The sequence below is a fragment of the Actimicrobium sp. CCI2.3 genome (genome assembly GCF_035019065.1).
Taxonomy (GTDB): domain Bacteria; phylum Pseudomonadota; class Gammaproteobacteria; order Burkholderiales; family Burkholderiaceae_D; genus Actimicrobium.
In genome coordinates, this window is sequence record NZ_JASJWR010000027.1 from 22,608 (window position 1) to 40,018 (window position 17,411).

Below are 17,411 nucleotides of genomic sequence, written 5' to 3' on the forward strand. Positions count from 1 at the left end.
TCTTGCTCGCCGGCGTTTTTCCGGTTTGCCCCAGCCTCCTTGTAGGCTATAATCCGGCGATTTAGCCCATTTTATTCCGCCGTAGCGCACACCTCTTTTACGCCCCTGATTGACCACGCCATTTTCCGCGCGCCTAGCCGTGGTAAGACGCGCGCGGGCACTCTGGCGCGATGCAGCGCGGCGGTAACCACATCAGGAGTTACCCCTTGCCGCCATTCTTTTCTGGCCCCGCAGTTCCAGCCATCCTCGCCCTTGCCGACGGGTCGATCTTCCAGGGCTTTTCCATCGGCGCTGCCGGCCACACGATCGGTGAGGTCGTCTTCAACACGGCGATGACCGGTTATCAGGAAATTCTGACCGACCCAAGCTATAGCCGTCAAATCGTGACGCTCACTTATCCGCATATCGGTAACACCGGGATCAACGCCGAAGATGTTGAATCGTCGCAGGTTCACGCCGCAGGCCTGGTCATTCGCGATCTGCCGCTGATGGCATCGAACTTCCGTTCGCAGCAAAGCCTGACAGACTATCTGCAGGCCGAACAGATCGTCGCTATCGCCGGTATCGATACGCGCAAGCTCACGCGCATCCTGCGTGAAAAAGGCGCGCAGAGTGGCGCGATTGTCGCCGGCGCCGATGTGACGGCCGACCAGGCGCTGGCGCTGGCCCGTTCGTTTGCCGGCATCAATGGCATGGATCTGGCCAAGGTCGTATCGACCAAGGTGGCCTACGAATGGACCGAAACAGAATGGCAACTCGGTGTCGGCTATGGCCAGCAAAACACCCCGAAGTTTCATGTGGTTGCGTTCGACTACGGCGTCAAGTTCAACATTTTGCGGATGCTGGCGCAGCGCGGCTGCAAGGTGACGGTGCTGCCGGCGCAGGCGACTGCCGCCGATGCGCTGGCGCTCAATCCTGATGGCATCTTCCTGTCGAATGGTCCCGGCGACCCGCAGCCGTGCGATTACGCGATCGCTGCATCGCGTGAACTGATCGAACTTGGTATTCCGACTTTCGGCATTTGTCTGGGTCACCAGATCATGGCGCTGGCTTCCGGTGCGACCACCCTGAAAATGAAGTTCGGTCACCACGGTGCCAACCATCCGGTGCAGGATCTCGAGACCAGGCAGGTACTGATCACTTCCCAGAACCACGGCTTTGCGGTGGATCCGGCATCGCTGCCAGCCAATTGCCGCGTCACGCACGTGTCGCTGTTTGATGGCTCGCTGCAAGGATTCGCCCGTACCGATAAACCGGCGTTCTGCTTCCAGGGTCATCCTGAAGCATCGCCCGGGCCGCATGATATTGCGCCCCTGTTTGATCGCTTCGTCGATTTGATGAAAAGCGCCCGGGCTAACGCAAGAATGGAAAAACAATAATGGCAAAGCGTACTGACATCAAAAGCATCCTGATCATTGGTGCGGGTCCGATCATCATTGGTCAAGCCTGCGAATTCGATTATTCCGGCGCGCAAGCCTGCAAGGCACTGCGTGAAGAGGGCTATCGCGTGATCCTGGTCAACAGCAATCCGGCCACCATCATGACCGACCCGGAGATGGCCGATGTAACCTACATCGAACCGATCACCTGGCAAGTCGTCGAAAGCATCATCGCCAAAGAGCGGCCAGATGCGATCCTGCCGACGATGGGTGGCCAGACGGCGCTCAATTGCGCACTCGATTTGCATCACAATGGCGTGCTGACCAAGTACAACTGCGAACTGATTGGTGCCTCGCCCGAAGCCATCGACATGGCCGAAGACCGCTCCAAGTTCAAGGAAGCGATGACGCGCATCGGCCTCGGTTCGGCCCGTTCCGGTATCGCTCACACGCTTGATGAAGCCTGGACGGTACAAAAAACACTTGGCTTTCCGATCGTTATCCGGCCGTCGTTCACGATGGGTGGCAGCGGTGGCGGTATCGCCTACAACTCCGAAGAATTCGAAACCATTTGCAAGCGTGGCCTCGAAGCTTCGCCAACCACCGAACTGCTGATCGAAGAATCGCTGCTCGGCTGGAAAGAGTTCGAGATGGAAGTTGTGCGCGACAAGATGGACAACTGCATCATCGTCTGCTCGATCGAAAACCTCGATCCGATGGGCGTGCATACCGGCGACTCGATCACGGTCGCGCCAGCACAAACGCTGACCGACAAGGAATACCAGATCATGCGTAACGCATCGCTTGCGGTGCTGCGTGAAATTGGTGTTGATACCGGTGGCTCGAACGTGCAGTTCTCGATCAATCCGGTCGACGGCCGCATGATCGTCATCGAAATGAATCCGCGCGTCTCGCGTTCGTCCGCGCTGGCATCGAAAGCCACCGGCTTTCCGATCGCCAAGATCGCGGCCAAACTGGCGGTCGGTTTCACGCTCGACGAATTGCGCAATGACATCACCGGTGGCGCGACCCCGGCCTCGTTCGAGCCGAGCATTGACTACGTCGTCACCAAGATTCCACGCTTCACGTTTGAAAAATTTCCGACGGCCGATCATCATCTGACCACCCAGATGAAATCGGTTGGCGAAGTCATGGCCATTGGCCGTACCTTCCAGGAGTCGTTCCAGAAAGCCTTGCGCGGACTCGAAGTCGGCGTCGATGGCATGAACGAAAAAACCACCGACCGCGAAACCATTGAGGAAGAACTCGGCGAGCCGGGGCCGGACCGGATCTGGTATGTCGGCGATGCGTTCGCCCAAGGCTTCACGATGGAAGAAGTGCATCAGCTGACGCACATCGATCCGTGGTTCCTGATCCAGATCAAAGAGATCATCGACCTCGAGTTGTGGCTGGAAACCAAGGCGCTCGATGACCTTGATAAAGCCACGCTGTTCAAGCTCAAGCAAAAAGGTTTTGCCGATCGTCGTCTGGCGAAATTGCTCAAGACCACCGACAAGATCGTGCGCGAGAAACGCCATGCGCTCAATATTCGCCCGGTCTACAAACGGGTTGATACCTGCGCCGGCGAGTTCTCGACCGACACGGCCTACATGTATTCGACGTACGAAGAAGAGTGCGAATCGGCACCGACCAACAAGAAAAAAATCATGGTGCTGGGCGGCGGTCCAAACCGTATCGGTCAGGGTATCGAATTCGATTATTGCTGCGTGCATGCTGCGCTGGCAATGCGCGAAGACGGCTATGAAACCATCATGGTCAACTGCAATCCCGAAACCGTGTCGACCGATTACGACACCTCGGACCGGCTGTACTTCGAGCCATTGACACTGGAAGACGTGCTCGAAATCGTCGACAAGGAAAAGCCTTATGGCGTCATCGTGCAGTACGGCGGTCAGACACCGTTGAAGCTGGCTCTGGACCTTGAAGCCAATGGCGTACCCATCGTCGGCACTTCGCCCGACATGATCGACGCGGCCGAAGACCGCGAACGCTTCTCGCAATTGCTCAAAGACCTCGGCTTGCGCCAGCCGCCTAACCGTACCGCCCGTACTGAAGCCGATGCCTTGCTGCTGGCACAGGAAATTGGCTATCCGCTGGTGGTGCGTCCGTCATATGTGCTGGGTGGGCGCGCGATGGAAATCGTCCATGAGCAACGTGACCTCGAGCGTTACATGCGCGAAGCGGTCAAGGTCTCGCATGACTCTCCGGTACTGCTGGATCGCTTCCTCAATGATGCGATCGAAGTCGATGTGGATTGCCTCTCCGATGGAACGCGTACGTTTATCGGTGGCGTGATGGAGCACATCGAGCAGGCTGGCGTTCATTCGGGCGACTCGGCTTGCTCGCTGCCGCCGTACTCGCTATCGCAATCGACGATTGATGAAATCAAGCGTCAGACCTCGTTGATGGCCAAAGGCCTGAATGTGGTGGGTTTGATGAATGTTCAGTTCGCGATCCAGCAGCAGGTGATTGATGGCGTGTCGCAGGATGTCGTGTTCGTGCTGGAAGTCAATCCGCGGGCGTCGCGCACCGTGCCATTCGTCTCGAAAGCAACCGGCCTGCAACTGGCGAAGATTGCTGCGCGCTGCATGGTGGGTCAATCGCTTGACAGTCAGGGTATCTATGATGAAGTGGTGCCTGGTTATTTCAGCGTCAAGGAAGCGGTGTTCCCGTTTGTGAAATTCCCTGGTGTCGATACCATTCTCGGTCCGGAAATGAAATCGACAGGTGAAGTGATGGGGGTTGGCAAAACCTTTGGCGAGGCGTTTGTGAAGTCGCAGCTCGGAGCCGGCGTCAAGCTGCCTTCCTCGGGTCAGGTTTTCCTGAGCGTCAAGGGCAGCGACAAACCGCGCGCGGTGAAGATCGCCGCAGCGCTGGTGAAAATTGGTTTCTCTGTTGCGGCGACCAAAGGAACTGCGGCGGCGATTCGCGATGCTGGTATTGTTGTGACTACCGTCAACAAGGTGGTCGAAGGCCGTCCACACGTGGTCGACATGATCAAGAACAATGAAATTGCATTGGTCATCAATACGGTCGAAGAGAAGCGTAACGCCATCACGGACTCCCGCGCGATAAGGACATCGGCATTGGCGGCACGGGTGACGACTTACACCACGATCGCTGGTGCTGAGGCTGCCGTAGCGGGCATGGCACATCTGGATCAGTTGCATGTCTATGATTTACAGGGACTGCATAAGACCTTACACTGAGGCTGCTGCAGGAACGACCTGAACACCATTCCAGAGGTCACAGAAGGCGCACGGATTTTCCGGGCCCGTTTGTGGCCTCTGTAATTTTTAACTGATTAAAAAAGAGACTTATGAGTACCGTACCCATTACAAAATTTGGCGCGCAACTTCTGAAAGAAGAATTGCATCGCCTGAAAACCAAAGAACGCCCCTCCATCATCAATGCCATTTCCGAAGCGCGCGCCCAAGGCGACCTGTCGGAAAATGCCGAGTACGATGCGGCGAAGGAGCGACAGAGTTTTATTGAAGGTCGTATTTCCGACCTCGAAGGCAAGCTGGGTTCTTCGCAGATTATTGACCCGTTGACACTGGATGCCGATGGCCGAATCGTGTTCGGTTCGACGGTGCATCTGGAAGACCTTGAAACAGGTGCCAAGGTGACGTATCAGATCGTTGGTATCGATGAAGCGGATCTCAAGCTCTCGAAAGTATCTGTTACCTCCCCGATCGCACGCGCATTAATTGGCAAATTTGCTGGTGACGTGGTTGGTGTGCAGGCACCTGCCGGTGTGCGTGAATACGAAGTGCTGGAAGTGCGTTACGTCTAACCGATGATGATTGCCACGCGTTTGCGTTTGCTGGTCATTGTCCTGTGGGTCGGTAGTCTCTTGACGATCGGCTACCTGGTTGCGCCGACCTTATTCATGACACTGGCAGACCGCACCCTGGCGGGGACCATTGCCGGAAAATTATTTCGGGTCGAAGCATGGCTGTCGGTGGCGATGGCCTTGCTGCTCTTTGCCCTGACTGCCGGAACCGTCGTTGCATCGCGTGCGCGCACGTGGATGTTCAGACTGACTGCAATCATGTTCGGATGTACGGTGACCGGTTATTTTGGTTTGCAACCGATGATGGCCGCGTTGCGTGAAGCAGCACCGGGCGGCGTGTTTTCCGCAGAGGCGCGCATGCAATTCGGCATGCTGCATGGCGTTGCGAGCGGCCTGTATCTGATACAGAGCATAGCGGGGATTATATTGGTCTTGAAGAATGACCAGTCCGAGGCGAAAACTTAGTACGTCAACTTAATACGACAACTTAATACGACAACTTAATACGACAACTTAATACAGATGACGGGGGACTGGAGTACTCAGGCCAACCCGTCCGCTGTAATAGTTACTGACCGAGCGACGATTTCTTGGCGCTGGTTTGACGAGGCTTGGCACGTTTGATGGAGCCGCCTTGCGTGACACGCTCATTGCCCTTGACCATGACCTTGGTGACCGATGGACGCTTGGTACCACTCGGGCTTGGCTTGACGATGGTAACTTCGCGCATGCCACGACCTTTTTTTCCATCATTGCGCAATTCCTTGACGGCTTCTTTTTTAGCGCGATACATCACCAGGAGTTTCCCGATATGCTGTACGGGCGCGGCACCGAGTTTGTCGCAAATCGTCTCATACATGCCGATGCGCGCTTCGCGATCATCGCCAAAAACGCGGACCTTGATCAGACCATGCGCATCAAGGCCACTGTCAATTTCTTTGAGTACCGGTTCAGTTAGTCCCGCCTCACCGATGATGACAATCGGATTTAGCGCATGCGCTTCGGCACGAAGCGCACTACGCTCCGATGGTGTGAGTTTCAACATAAAAAATCCCTTAAAAGCAGTATTCTACGCGAATGGCAAAGAACAAATTAAACAAAAACTGGCTACACGATCACATCAATGATCCGTATGTCAAGCTGGCGCAGAAAGAAGGCTACCGGGCCCGCGCTGTCTACAAACTCAAGGAAATCGATGAAGGCGACAAGCTCATCAAGGCCGGTCAGATTATTGTCGACCTTGGTTCGACGCCGGGCAGCTGGTCGCAGTACGTGCGTAACAAATTATCCGGCAAGGCCGGTGGCGGTATCGACGGGATTATCATCGGTCTTGACATGCTGCCGATGGAACCCATTGCCGATGTTCACTTCATTCTTGGTGACTTCCGGGATCACAAGGTACTGCGACAGCTTGAAGTTATTCTGGCTGGTCGTAAGGTCGATGTCGTGCTGTCTGACATGGCACCTAATCTGTCCGGCATTGCAAGTGCTGACGCAGCGCGGATGGAGCACATCATTGATTTGGCCATCGAGTTTTCTCAAGCGCACCTGAAACCTTCCGGCGCCTTGCTCGTCAAATGTTTTAACGGATCAGGGTATAGTCAGATAGTTGAGAAATTCCGCAGCGAATTCAAAACGGTGTCTCCCAAGAAGCCCAAAGCAAGTAAAGACAAATCATCGGAAATCTTTTTACTTGGCAAAGGTGTAAAAAATCCAGTTTCATTACAAAAGTTGCCATTGGACCCTTGATTTTGAAGGGCTTTATCCCAATGTCGTGCGTAGTGGGTACTCTTTATTACGGGTAGAATAAAATCTGTACATCAGGCATATGGCGCTACGCGCGTCCAAGGAGTTCTAGTGAATAATATGTTTTCCAAGGCCGCCATCTGGGTCGTCATCGCCATGGTGCTTTTCATGGTGTTCAAACAGTTCGACAGTCGCACGGCTTCAGGCGGTGCAACAGTTGTGCCGTATTCAGATTTTCTGGATGAGGTGAAATCCAAGCGTATTAAAGACGCCACCATTGAAGATCGCACCCTGACGGCGACGACTACGGATGGGAAAAAAATCAGGACAGCAATAACCTATCTCGATCGCGGTCTGATCGGTGATCTGGTGAACAACGGCGTCAAGTTTGATGTCAAGCAGCCTGAAGAACAGTCGTTCCTTTCGCAGATTTTCATCTCTTGGTTCCCGATGCTGCTGCTCATCGGTGTCTGGGTATTCTTCATGCGTCAGATGCAAGGCGGAGGCAAGGGCGGGGCATTCTCGTTCGGCAAGTCCAAGGCGCGACAACTGGATGAGACGACAAACGCCGTCACGTTTGCCGATGTCGCTGGTTGCGATGAGGCAAAGGAAGAGGTTCAGGAAATTGTCGACTTCCTTCGCGATCCGACCAAGTTTCAAAAACTCGGTGGCCGGATACCTCGTGGCGTGCTGATGGTTGGTCCTCCGGGTACTGGTAAAACGCTGCTGGCACGGGCAATTGCTGGTGAAGCAAAAGTCCCGTTCTTCACGATTTCAGGTTCCGATTTCGTCGAAATGTTTGTCGGTGTCGGTGCTTCACGTGTTCGTGACATGTTCGAGAACGCAAAAAAACAATCGCCATGTATCATTTTTATCGATGAGATTGACGCTGTTGGTCGCCATCGCGGTGCCGGTATGGGCGGCGGTAACGATGAGCGCGAACAGACGCTGAACCAGTTACTCGTCGAGATGGATGGCTTCGAGGCAAACGCCGGCGTGATCGTCATTGCAGCGACCAACCGTGCGGATGTCCTCGACAAAGCGCTGCTGCGTCCAGGTCGTTTCGACCGTCAGGTAGTTGTCGGCTTGCCGGACATTCGTGGTCGTGAGCAGATCTTGTATGTGCACATGCGTAAAGTGCCGATCGGACCGGATGTCAAGGCCGACATCCTTGCCCGTGGAACGCCTGGTTTTTCGGGGGCCGATCTGGCTAACCTGGTCAATGAGGCAGCGCTGTTCGCTGCACGCCGTAACAAGCGTCTGGTCGAAATGCAGGACTTTGAAGATGCGAAGGACAAGATCGTGATGGGTCCGGAGCGCAAGTCTGCCGTGATGCGCGAGGAAGAACGCCGCAATACCGCGTTCCATGAATCGGGTCATGCCGTCGTTGCCAAGTTGCTGCCGAAAGCTGATCCGGTGCACAAAGTTACGATCATGCCGCGTGGATTTGCGCTGGGCCTGACGTGGCAGTTGCCGGAACATGACCGCGTCAACTTGTACAAAGACAAGATGCTCGAAGAGATTGCGATTCTGTTTGGCGGTCGTATCGCAGAAGAAATTTTCATGCACCAGATGTCAACAGGTGCATCAAATGACTTCGAGCGTGCCACCAAACTGGCTCGTGCGATGGTGACGCGCTACGGTATGTCGGAAAGCCTTGGAACGATGGTCTACGAAGATACCGAGCAGGATGCCTATTTCGGCCGGATGTCGGCGAAGACCGTGTCGGAAGCGACGCAGCAAAAAGTCGATCTTGAGATCCGCAGTATTCTCGATGGTCAGTACGCCCTGTCGCGACGCTTGCTTGAAGAGAATCGTGAAAAAGTCGAACTGATGGCAAAGACTCTGCTTGAGTGGGAAACCATTGACGCAGACCAGATCAACGACATCATGGAAGGTCGCGAGCCACGACTGCCAAAAGCTGGCGTGCCACCACGTCGCCAGACTTCGGATGGTCCTACCGGTGGTGATGTGACGCCAACAGCCACCGCACCAGCCTAAGTTATCCGTTGATAGCCAACAAGGGTGAGGAGCAATCCTCACCCTTTTATTTCGTCTGAAATTATGAATGCAACGATGTTCCACTGCGGTCGTTACCGCTTCTCGCTAACAGAAGGAGGGATGCCGCTGATCATGGGCGTCCTGAATGTCACGCCTGATTCTTTTTCCGATGGAGGCCGTTTCCACTCCCTTGAAGCAGCTATTTTTCGCGCCGAGCAAATGATCGAGGCGGGCGTCGACATCATTGACATTGGCGGAGAGTCGACCCGCCCGGGTGCCACACCCTTACCTGTAGACGAAGAATTGCGTCGCATTTTGCCTGTCGTGTTTGCCTTGCGTGATTGTGGCAAGCCGTTGTCGATCGACACGTACAAACCGGTGGTAATGGTTGAAGCCCTTGCCGCAGGAGCCGACATGATTAATGACATTTCCGGGTTCAGTGATCGAGCCGCATTGACTGCTGTCAAGGATAGTGACTGTGCACTTTGTATCATGCACATGGCGAACGATCCGCAACGCATGCAACAAGATCCGACTTATCAGGATGTCGTGCAAGAGGTCACCGATTTTTTGCGTGAGCGAATCGCCTGTATGGAGGCCTGTGGAATCGAGCGCAAGCGACTGAGTATTGATCCGGGATTTGGTTTCGGCAAAACGCTGGAGCATAATCTCGCCTTGCTGAAACATATTCGGCCAATTGCCGCGAGCCTGGGCCTGCCGCTGTTGGCAGGGATGTCTCGCAAATCGATGTTGGGCAGTATTACCGGTCGGCCAGTCGAGCAGCGTTTGGCCGGTAGCCTGGCTGCCGCGCTGGTTGCTGCGGCGAATGGCGCGGCGATGTTGCGTGTACATGATGTCGCAGAAACCATCGACGCCTTGAAAGTCTGGCGCGCAGCGACTTAATAGAAGTGATTACAAAGGATAACGATGGGACGTAAATATTTTGGCACCGACGGTGTGCGCGGCAAGGTTGGCCAGTCACCGATCACGCCCGAGTTTGTCATGCGACTTGGATATGCTGCGGGCAAAGTGTTGACTGCCTCGGATAGCGGTAAGCCGACAGTACTGATTGGCAAGGACACGCGGATTTCCGGTTACATGCTGGAAGCCGCACTGCAAGCCGGGTTTGCAGCGGCAGGAGTCGACGTGATGCTTGCCGGGCCCGTACCGACACCGGCAGTGGCTTACCTGACACGCGCTTTGCGACTCTCTGCCGGCGTGGTGATCTCGGCGTCACATAATCCGTACTATGACAATGGCATCAAGTTTTTTTCGTCCCAAGGCAACAAGCTGCCCGATGCGGTCGAAGAAGCCATCGAAGCGCAACTTGAGTTGCCGCTTGGTTGTGTCTCTTCCGAGAAGCTCGGCAAGGCACAGCGCCTTGATGATGCCCGAGGGCGCTACATCGAATTTTGCAAAAGCACATTTCCGAACGCGATGGATTTGCGGGGCATGACGATTGTCGTCGACTGCGCCCATGGCGCGGCGTACCACATTGCCCCGCATGTGTTGCATGAACTCGGTGCGGAAGTCATTGCGATTGGCAATCAGCCCAACGGTATCAATATCAACGACAAGGTAGGTGCAACCTCACCCGAGGCGTTGTCGCAGGCGGTGCGTTCCCATCGTGCGGACCTCGGGATTGCACTGGATGGTGATGCGGACCGTCTGGTCATGGTCGATGCCAATGGACGGATCTATAACGGCGACGAGCTGTTGTATGTCATGACCAGGGACCGCATGCTGACTCAGGAAGTGCCTGGTGTGGTTGGTACGCTCATGACCAACATGGCACTCGAAGTCGCGTTCCGCGAGCTTGGGGTTGAGTTCGTCCGCGCCAAGGTTGGTGACCGCTACGTACTTGAAGTCTTGCAGGAACGCGGCTGGACATTGGGTGGCGAGGGCTCGGGCCATCTGCTGTTTCTCGACAAGCACACCACAGGCGACGGTATCGTCTCTGCATTGCAAGTGTTGTCAGCCCTTAAACGCAGTAACAAGACGCTGGCGCAGTGCACCGAAGATATTGCGATGTATCCGCAGTCATTGATCAACGTCCGTGTTGCCTCCGGATTTAACTGGCTCAACAGTGTCGCGATGGTGGCTGAAAAAGACGCCGTCGAGGACGAGTTGGGTGATGTCGGTCGTGTGCTCATTAGAGCATCCGGAACCGAACCGCTAATTCGAGTGATGGTCGAAGCGAAGACTGCCGCCCTGGCGGAAGGGATGGCGCGCAGGATTGCCGACAAGGTGATGCCGGCCTGATCCGGGTCGAGACGGGTGATGGGCGAACCAGGATTTGCCAGTCGCAATCGCCCTGATGTCAGATCCTCGTCGACACGTTAGTCACTCAAGGCTACGGCCACGCATGCCAGGAGAGAATGGATAATCCCCGCTACCAAATCCTGCTCGTCGAAGATGAGCCGGGTATTGCCGAGCTATTGCAATTTACGCTGGCCGATGCCGGTTTTTCGTCACACAACGTCGCCACTGTTCAGGATGCCCGCGCAGCCATTGCCGTCCAATGTCCGGAACTGGTTTTGCTGGACTGGATGTTGCCGGATGGCTCAGGTCTGGAGTTACTCAAGGAGTGGCGCCGCAGTGCGACCACATCGACATTGCCAGTCATTCTGCTGACAGCAAACGGGATGGATGAAGACAAGATTTGTGGTTTGAATGCTGGGGCCGATGATTACATAACGAAGCCTTTTTCTCCGCGTGAGCTGATTGCGCGTATCCACTCCCTGCTGCGCAGTTCTCGCCCCGAGGTAGCGCGTCTGGTGGACGTGTGCGGGCTGATCGTGATCGACTCAGGTCGTCATCTGGTGACGGTCGCGGATGCGGTGGTGAAGCTGGATCAGTCTGAATTCCGGTTGCTTAAATTTATGGTGGCGCATCCCGAGCGGGTATTTTCACGCGCCCAATTGCTCGACAAAGTGTGGGGTGATGAAGCCTTCCTCGAAGAACGGACCGTCGATGTGCACATCATGCGTTTGCGAAAATCGCTTGGTGTCGCCGCGAGCTATATCAAGACCGTGCGAAGTGTCGGTTATATGCTCGATGCCAGCCGGGACTGAGCAGGCTAAAAAAATGCCATGGACATCCCGACTGCAAATTTAAGCGGTCAAACCATTGACCAAAAGAGGCTCGCCCGCTATGATTCTGTCTATCGGAGTGTAGCGCAGCCCGGTAGCGCACCTGGTTTGGGACCAGGGGGTCCAAGGTTCGAATCCTTGTACTCCGACCAGAAATATAAAGCGGGTTGTTTAACGACAACCCGCTTTTTTTCGTTTACGGTAAGCTCATTGGCGCATGCAAGTTGCAGTCAGTGCAGCGTCCGAAGCGAAGCACTTGCCGCACACATCCATCCTGTCTATTTCCATCTGCCCTTAGCTCAACTGGATAGAGCAATGCCCTTCTAAGGCATAGGTTACTGGTTCGATTCCAGTAGGGCAGACCAGTCACTCACACTTCCTCCCCACATCATATTTGAGCGACCTGCATGTGCATTTTCACGCGCACTCGTTTCAAGGAAAATAAACCGTTTGCGCAATGATTCGAATAAAACTGTCTCCAGGTTACTCTACAGTATCGTCATAGCCTAATAGGTAAGCAAGAGGCTGGGCGCGGCGACATGCTTCCAGTAGAAATGGAGGCAGGATCATGCGGGATGAAATCCTGCCCGGCCAGCGTTGCCCTCCTCGGAGGAACCTCGCATACTGACCGCCTCATCTCCTGCCATCATTGCTCATTACATCAGGGACTTTCATGACATCCTCCGAACCACTGGTTCTCCTGCAACGCGATGGTGCTATCGCCACGCTCATCCTCAATCGTCCTGGCAGCCTGAACGCACTCGACATTCCTACCGCCGAGGCCTTTCTGGTTTGCTGTACCGAACTGGCTGCCGATGACAGCGTGCGGGCAGTCGTGCTCAAGGGTGCCGGAAAGGCGTTTGGTGTCGGTGGCGACCTTGCCTCACTACGAACCGATTCGACGGCCACGGCAATGGCGCTGATTGCGCCGCTGCATGCATCGGTGCTGCTGCTGACGTCGATGACCGCGCCGGTCATCGCCTGCCTGCACGGCACCGTGGCTGGCGGCAGTCTGAGCCTGGCGATTGCGTGTGATCTGGCGATTGCTGCCGATAACACACGCTTCAATCTGGCTCACGTGAATGTCGCGGCCAACTGTGATTTGTCCGGCTCGTGGCACTTGCCGCGTCTGGTCGGATTGCGCAATGCGATGGCTATCGCATTGCTGGGCGACACGTTTGATGCGCCCGAGGCCTTGCGACTGGGGTTACTCAACCGCATCGTGCCGGCAACGGAACTGGAGTCGGCGACGGCCGCGCTGGTGCAGCGATTGGCAGAGGGTCCGACGCAGGCGATAGGACGCTTGAAGCGTCTGCTGCGTCAGTCGCTCGACAATGATTTACCTACCCAGCTCGATCTCGAGCGCGACAATTTCCGCGACAGTACTGCGACGGTCGATTTCGCTGAAGCACTGGATGCTTTTTTCAGCAAACGGCGGCCTAACTTTGTCGGTCGTTGAACTTGTCGGCACCGTGATCACAATCCAGGAAGCGGTTCACCGCGTGCGCGCGAACTTGTCGTGGCGTCTGCGCTGATTTTTCAAACGACAAGCCATCACTGACCCGACCGGGCATTCGCCAGCCAGCCCAACCCGTCTTCGGTGCGTCCGCGTGGGCGATATTCGCAACCGATCCAGCCGTCGTATCCGAGTTCATCGAGCAAACGGAACAGGTAGGGATAATTGATTTCGCCCTCATCGGGCTCGTTGCGTCCCGGGACGCTGGCAATCTGTACATGGCCGATGTCAGCTTGATGTTGTTTGAATGTCGCGGCCAGATCGCCTTCGACAATTTGCGCATGATAAAAATCCATCTGCACCTTGACGTTGGCCGCGCCGGACTCTTCCCGCAGCGCGTGTGCCTGTGCTTGCGTCTGCAGGAAGTAGCCTGGAATGTCGCGCGGGTTGATTGGCTCAATGAGCAGCATCAGGCCATGTTGATCGGCCGCATGCGCAGCGTGGCGCAGATTGGCCAGATAGGTCGCATGGTGCACGGCCGGATCGGCACCGGCAGGCATCACGCCTGCCATCATGTGCAGGCGCTTTGTGCCGAGCGCTCGCGCGTACTCGATCGCACGGGCAACACCGGCACGGCATTCCGCTTCACGACCGGGCAGGGCGGCGATACCGCGTTCACCTGCAGCCCAGTCGCCGGTCGGTAAATTGAACAAGACGCACTCGAGCTTGTTTTCCTGCAGCCATGCCGCGACGTGCTCCGGTGGGTAGTCATACGGCGACAGGAATTCGACCGCGCTAAACCCTGCCGCCGCGGCCGCCGCAAAACGCTGCGGAAAAGGAACTTCGGTAAACATCATCGTGAGGTTGGCAGCAAATTTTGGCATGGTCATCCTGGGTGCGGTGAGCGGGAGGAGGCATCAGACGTGTCGCCAGGCAGCGGCGAACCGGTGATTGGTTGTCCTGGCAACGATGCTGCTGGTGTCAGGATTCGCATTCGAGTACGTATTGTTCGGCGATCCGGCGCGCCTTGCGACTGGCTTTTTCGACGTGCCGGTTCGGTGCGGTCGCAGCGTCTTCGGTGGCCCATTTGCGACGCTGCGCGAGCGTCTCGCACTTGCGGCGGTAGGCACTGGCGACGGCGCTGGCATGCAGGCGTTCCTTGCGCTCCGCATGCTCGGCCTTGTTGCGTGCCGCTTCGAGTTGTTGCAACTGGACCTTCTCTGCCGCAGCCCGACGCCGCGCCTCATCCTGTTCTGCCTTGATCGTGGCGGGCGGGCGCAGGTCGGTGGCCGGCATCGCGACTGCGCCATCACAGGCAACGTCGCTATACGTCACCTTGCCCTGCGTGTCGCACCGGAACGCGGCGTGAGTCGACATACAGGAGGCGAACATCAGCAGGCCCAACACGCTGTGTCGTAGTTGAAGTGTGCGCGCCATGATCAGACCACTTTGCCCGGATTCATCAGATTGAGCGGATCGAGTGCGCTCTTGATGCTTTCCATCAAGCGCATTTCAACCGGCGATTTGTAGCGCCGGATTTCATCGCGCTTCATCGCCCCGAGTCCGTGTTCCGCTGAAATCGAGCCGCCGAAATGGTCAACGCTGTCATGCACGACGCGGCTGATGTCGGCCTGGCAGGCAATCAGTGCATCGCCTGCCTCGCCGGCGGCTGGCGAGACGTTGTAATGCAGGTTGCCGTCGCCGAGATGGCCGAAGGTGACCAGTCGACAGCCCGGAAACGCATCAGCCAGCAGCGCGTCGGTGCGGCTGATGAACGCGCCGATATCGGAGATCGGCACCGACACGTCATGCTTGATGTTCTTGCCTTCGTCGGCTTGGGCGAGCGGGATGTGTTCGCGCAACTGCCACAAGGCTTTCGATTGCGCGATGGATGAGGCCACGACCGCATCGTGGATCACTTCCTGCTCCAGTGCATCGCTCATCAGGTGTTCCAGCAATGCTTCGGCGTGTTCGGCCGATTCGTTGTCGGACAATTCCAGCAATACATACTGCGGTGACGATTGTGCAAAGGGTAGTTTCATTTGCGGGTAATGCGTGGCCACCAGTTGCAGGCAGAAATCCGACATCAGCTCGAAGCCGGTCAGCGTCGCGCCGCAATACCCTTGCGCCAGCGTCAGCAGACGCAACGCATCTTCGGGCGTATTCATTGCTGCCAGCGCGGTCAGGCGCGCTTTGGGTTGCGGAAACAGTGTCAGGACAGCCGCGGTGATGATCCCCAGCGTTCCTTCCGCGCCGATGAACAGGTCGCGCAGGTCGAAGCCGGTATTGTCCTTGCGCAGGCCGCGCAAGCCGCTCCAGACTTCGCCTTGTGCCGTGACGACTTCGAGTCCCAGGCACAGGTCACGCATGTTGCCGTAGCGCAGAACCGCCGTGCCACCTGCATTGGTAGCGAGATTGCCGCCTATCGTGCAGCTGCCTTCGGCCGCTAGCGAGAGCGGAAACAGGCGGTCGGCCGCGCTGGCCGCTTCCTGTACGGTTTGCAGAATGCAGCCGGCTTCGACGGTCATGGTGTTGTTGATCAGGTCGGTCGCGCGGATGGCATTGAGTCGCGTCAACGACAGCACCACCGCCTTGCCGCTTTCGTCGGGCACGCTGCCCAGCACCAGGCCGGTATTGCCGCCTTGCGGTACCAGTGGCACGCGGTGCGTATTACACAGGCGAACCAGCGCAGCGACCTCATCGGTGCTGCCGGGTTTCAGCACGGCCAGCGCCTTGCCGGTGAAACGGCGGCGCCAGTCGGTCAGGTAACCGGCCATGTCGGCCGATTCGTCAATGACGTATTGGGTACCGATGGCGCTGCGGCATTGCTCAAGAAATTCATTCATTTGGCTGCTTTTTCGGTGGCTTTGGCAATCGTTTCGCGGGCGATCTTTTTGGCGGCTTTCTTGTACGGTTTCAGGTAATAAATTACCGAGAAAAAGTAGAGACTGACCAGGGCGACTTCAACCCATCCTAGTGTCGCAGAAAGCGGCACGCTGTCGCTTGCTGCGCGCACGAGACCTTCGGTTAAATAGATCAGGATCAACATGGATGACCATTGCAGTGTGTAGACGTCACGCTTGATGACGCCGCGCAAAGGCAGCAACAACGGGATGACCTTGAGCACCATCCATGAGCCGCCCGGACGCAGTGGTGCCAGCCACAATTCCCACAGGATGCCGAGGACGATCAGGCCAACCAGGCTGGCGACGGCGGACTGGTAGCAGTATTTTTGGAAAGAAGTTTGCATCAGCGAGATCGCAGTTTTTGTGCCGTTTCGGCCAGTCGCCGGCCCAGCGCGATGGTCAGGGTCCGGCTATCGTCGGAGATCGGATGGCTGCCGTTGAGGCCAGACCAGTGGCTGGCACCGTAAGGCGTACCGCCGGAGGTGGTGGTCATCAGTTCCGGGTGCGTGTACGGCAGGCCGAGGATCATCATGCCGTGATGCAGCAGCGGCATCATCATCGTCAGCAGCGTCGTTTCCTGGCCGCCATGCAGGCTACCCGTTGAGGTGAACACGCAGGCCGGTTTGCCGGCCAGCGCACCGCCCAGCCATTGCGCGCTGGTGCCGTCCCAGAAATACTTGAGCGGCGAGGCCATGTTGCCGAAGCGGGTTGGTGATCCGAATGCCAGACCTGCGCAATCGGCCAGGTCCTGCAATTCGACGTACGGTGCGCCCTGTTCGGGTATCTCGGGTTCAGTGGCTTCGGTCACGGTGGATATTGCGGGCACGGTACGCAACAGCGCGTCGCAACCGGCGACACTTTCGATGCCTTGCGCCAGCAATTCCGCCATCTTGCGGGTTGAGCCGTGACGGGAGTAATACAAAACCAGAATGGACAAGTTAGGTGAGTTCATCCGCGATATTATAGGGCGCTTTGCATTTCGCTCGGCATCTCGCGTTGCATCCCGTTTTGCAT

The 17,411-nt window shown here is 56.5% G+C and carries 16 protein-coding genes and 2 tRNA genes; 12 read left to right on the top strand and 6 right to left on the bottom strand.

All coding sequences use genetic code 11. The features are described 5' to 3' along the window. Positions 1 to 206 precede the first annotated feature (206 nt). The 4 genes from carA to QN370_RS15160 all read left to right on the top strand — a co-directional run bounded on the left by carA (position 207) and on the right by QN370_RS15160 (position 5,661). Positions 207 to 1,379, top strand: a complete 1,173-nt coding sequence (gene carA / locus QN370_RS15145; RefSeq protein ID WP_322127968.1) for a glutamine-hydrolyzing carbamoyl-phosphate synthase small subunit — start codon at positions 207 to 209, stop codon at positions 1,377 to 1,379. After that, complete coding sequence (carB, locus tag QN370_RS15150) at positions 1,379 to 4,609, top strand: carbamoyl-phosphate synthase large subunit (protein ID WP_322127967.1); 3,231 nt, start codon at positions 1,379 to 1,381, stop codon at positions 4,607 to 4,609. Before carA ends, carB begins: the two co-directional genes overlap by 1 nt. A 110-nt stretch (positions 4,610 to 4,719) precedes the next feature. Then, entirely contained in the window at positions 4,720 to 5,196 is a 477-nt protein-coding gene (gene greA / locus QN370_RS15155; RefSeq protein ID WP_322127966.1) for a transcription elongation factor GreA, read from the top strand. 3 nt (positions 5,197 to 5,199) lie between these two features. Further along, positions 5,200 to 5,661, top strand: coding sequence for a DUF4149 domain-containing protein (locus tag QN370_RS15160; protein WP_322127965.1), 462 nt, complete (start codon positions 5,200 to 5,202; stop codon positions 5,659 to 5,661). Between the two features lie 103 nt (positions 5,662 to 5,764). On the opposite strand, the gene QN370_RS15165 is transcribed toward QN370_RS15160, so the two are convergent. After that, a complete protein-coding gene (locus QN370_RS15165; RefSeq protein ID WP_322127964.1) occupies positions 5,765 to 6,241 on the bottom strand; it encodes a YhbY family RNA-binding protein in 477 nt (158 codons plus the stop codon). A 32-nt stretch (positions 6,242 to 6,273) separates the two neighbouring features. Between QN370_RS15165 and QN370_RS15170 the strand changes: the two genes are divergently transcribed. From QN370_RS15170 to QN370_RS15205, 8 genes are all read left to right on the top strand, one after another. Then, positions 6,274 to 6,945 carry an RlmE family RNA methyltransferase gene (locus QN370_RS15170; protein ID WP_322127963.1) on the top strand — a complete coding sequence of 224 codons (672 nt, stop codon included), beginning with the start codon at positions 6,274 to 6,276 and terminating at the stop codon, positions 6,943 to 6,945. Between the two features lie 108 nt (positions 6,946 to 7,053). Next, entirely contained in the window at positions 7,054 to 8,943 is a 1,890-nt protein-coding gene (gene ftsH / locus QN370_RS15175; RefSeq protein WP_322127962.1) for an ATP-dependent zinc metalloprotease FtsH, read from the top strand. Between the two features lie 63 nt (positions 8,944 to 9,006). Next, positions 9,007 to 9,846 (top strand): dihydropteroate synthase, encoded by an 840-nt coding sequence (folP, locus tag QN370_RS15180; RefSeq protein ID WP_322129159.1) that lies wholly within the window; start codon positions 9,007 to 9,009, stop codon positions 9,844 to 9,846. A 24-nt stretch (positions 9,847 to 9,870) separates the two neighbouring features. After that, the gene (gene glmM, locus QN370_RS15185) at positions 9,871 to 11,205 is read left to right on the top strand and encodes a phosphoglucosamine mutase (protein ID WP_323581744.1); all 1,335 of its coding nucleotides are present in this window, start codon (positions 9,871 to 9,873) and stop codon (positions 11,203 to 11,205) included. Between the two features lie 116 nt (positions 11,206 to 11,321). Next, positions 11,322 to 12,017: a winged helix-turn-helix domain-containing protein gene (locus QN370_RS15190; RefSeq protein ID WP_322127961.1), complete on the top strand. Its 696-nt coding sequence runs from the start codon at positions 11,322 to 11,324 to the stop codon at positions 12,015 to 12,017. A 93-nt stretch (positions 12,018 to 12,110) separates the two neighbouring features. Further along, positions 12,111 to 12,187: transfer RNA gene (locus tag QN370_RS15195), tRNA-Pro, on the top strand. A gap of 136 nt (positions 12,188 to 12,323) precedes the next feature. Continuing rightward, a tRNA-Arg gene (locus QN370_RS15200) sits at positions 12,324 to 12,400 on the top strand. A 308-nt stretch (positions 12,401 to 12,708) separates the two neighbouring features. After that, positions 12,709 to 13,494: an enoyl-CoA hydratase/isomerase family protein gene (locus QN370_RS15205; protein WP_322127960.1), complete on the top strand. Its 786-nt coding sequence runs from the start codon at positions 12,709 to 12,711 to the stop codon at positions 13,492 to 13,494. A 95-nt stretch (positions 13,495 to 13,589) separates the two neighbouring features. Here the strand turns inward: QN370_RS15205 and otnI are convergent, their stop codons facing one another. From otnI to wrbA, 5 genes are all read right to left on the bottom strand, one after another. Beyond that, complete coding sequence (gene otnI, locus QN370_RS15210; RefSeq protein ID WP_322127959.1) at positions 13,590 to 14,375, bottom strand: 2-oxo-tetronate isomerase; 786 nt, start codon at positions 14,373 to 14,375, stop codon at positions 13,590 to 13,592. 97 nt (positions 14,376 to 14,472) lie between these two features. Next, on the bottom strand, positions 14,473 to 14,928 hold the full coding sequence (locus QN370_RS15215) for a hypothetical protein (RefSeq protein ID WP_322127958.1): 456 nt from the start codon (positions 14,926 to 14,928) through the stop codon (positions 14,473 to 14,475). A 2-nt stretch (positions 14,929 to 14,930) separates the two neighbouring features. Continuing rightward, positions 14,931 to 16,337, bottom strand: a complete 1,407-nt coding sequence (locus tag QN370_RS15220; protein WP_322127957.1) for an FAD-binding oxidoreductase — start codon at positions 16,335 to 16,337, stop codon at positions 14,931 to 14,933. Further along, complete coding sequence (locus QN370_RS15225; RefSeq protein ID WP_322127956.1) at positions 16,334 to 16,741, bottom strand: DUF2069 domain-containing protein; 408 nt, start codon at positions 16,739 to 16,741, stop codon at positions 16,334 to 16,336. The genes QN370_RS15220 and QN370_RS15225 overlap by 4 nt, the downstream gene beginning before the upstream one ends. Then, positions 16,741 to 17,349: an NAD(P)H:quinone oxidoreductase gene (gene wrbA / locus QN370_RS15230; protein WP_322127955.1), complete on the bottom strand. Its 609-nt coding sequence runs from the start codon at positions 17,347 to 17,349 to the stop codon at positions 16,741 to 16,743. Before wrbA ends, QN370_RS15225 begins: the two co-directional genes overlap by 1 nt. Between the last annotated feature and the right edge of the window lie 62 nt (positions 17,350 to 17,411).

What these genes read in the sequence shown, in the direction of transcription:
- QN370_RS15220 (WP_322127957.1), bottom strand. Translation starts at nt 16,337, where the DNA reads ATGAATGAATTTCTTGAGCAATGCCGCAGCGCCATCGGTACCCAATAC.
- carB (WP_322127967.1), top strand. Translation starts at nt 1,379, where the DNA reads ATGGCAAAGCGTACTGACATCAAAAGCATCCTGATCATTGGTGCGGGT.
- QN370_RS15160 (WP_322127965.1), top strand. Translation starts at nt 5,200, where the DNA reads ATGATGATTGCCACGCGTTTGCGTTTGCTGGTCATTGTCCTGTGGGTC.
- glmM (WP_323581744.1), top strand. Translation starts at nt 9,871, where the DNA reads ATGGGACGTAAATATTTTGGCACCGACGGTGTGCGCGGCAAGGTTGGC.
- QN370_RS15165 (WP_322127964.1), bottom strand. Translation starts at nt 6,241, where the DNA reads ATGTTGAAACTCACACCATCGGAGCGTAGTGCGCTTCGTGCCGAAGCG.
- QN370_RS15215 (WP_322127958.1), bottom strand. Translation starts at nt 14,928, where the DNA reads ATGGCGCGCACACTTCAACTACGACACAGCGTGTTGGGCCTGCTGATG.
- QN370_RS15170 (WP_322127963.1), top strand. Translation starts at nt 6,274, where the DNA reads ATGGCAAAGAACAAATTAAACAAAAACTGGCTACACGATCACATCAAT.
- greA (WP_322127966.1), top strand. Translation starts at nt 4,720, where the DNA reads ATGAGTACCGTACCCATTACAAAATTTGGCGCGCAACTTCTGAAAGAA.
- folP (WP_322129159.1), top strand. Translation starts at nt 9,007, where the DNA reads ATGAATGCAACGATGTTCCACTGCGGTCGTTACCGCTTCTCGCTAACA.
- otnI (WP_322127959.1), bottom strand. Translation starts at nt 14,375, where the DNA reads ATGCCAAAATTTGCTGCCAACCTCACGATGATGTTTACCGAAGTTCCT.
- wrbA (WP_322127955.1), bottom strand. Translation starts at nt 17,349, where the DNA reads ATGAACTCACCTAACTTGTCCATTCTGGTTTTGTATTACTCCCGTCAC.
- QN370_RS15190 (WP_322127961.1), top strand. Translation starts at nt 11,322, where the DNA reads ATGGATAATCCCCGCTACCAAATCCTGCTCGTCGAAGATGAGCCGGGT.
- QN370_RS15225 (WP_322127956.1), bottom strand. Translation starts at nt 16,741, where the DNA reads ATGCAAACTTCTTTCCAAAAATACTGCTACCAGTCCGCCGTCGCCAGC.
- QN370_RS15205 (WP_322127960.1), top strand. Translation starts at nt 12,709, where the DNA reads ATGACATCCTCCGAACCACTGGTTCTCCTGCAACGCGATGGTGCTATC.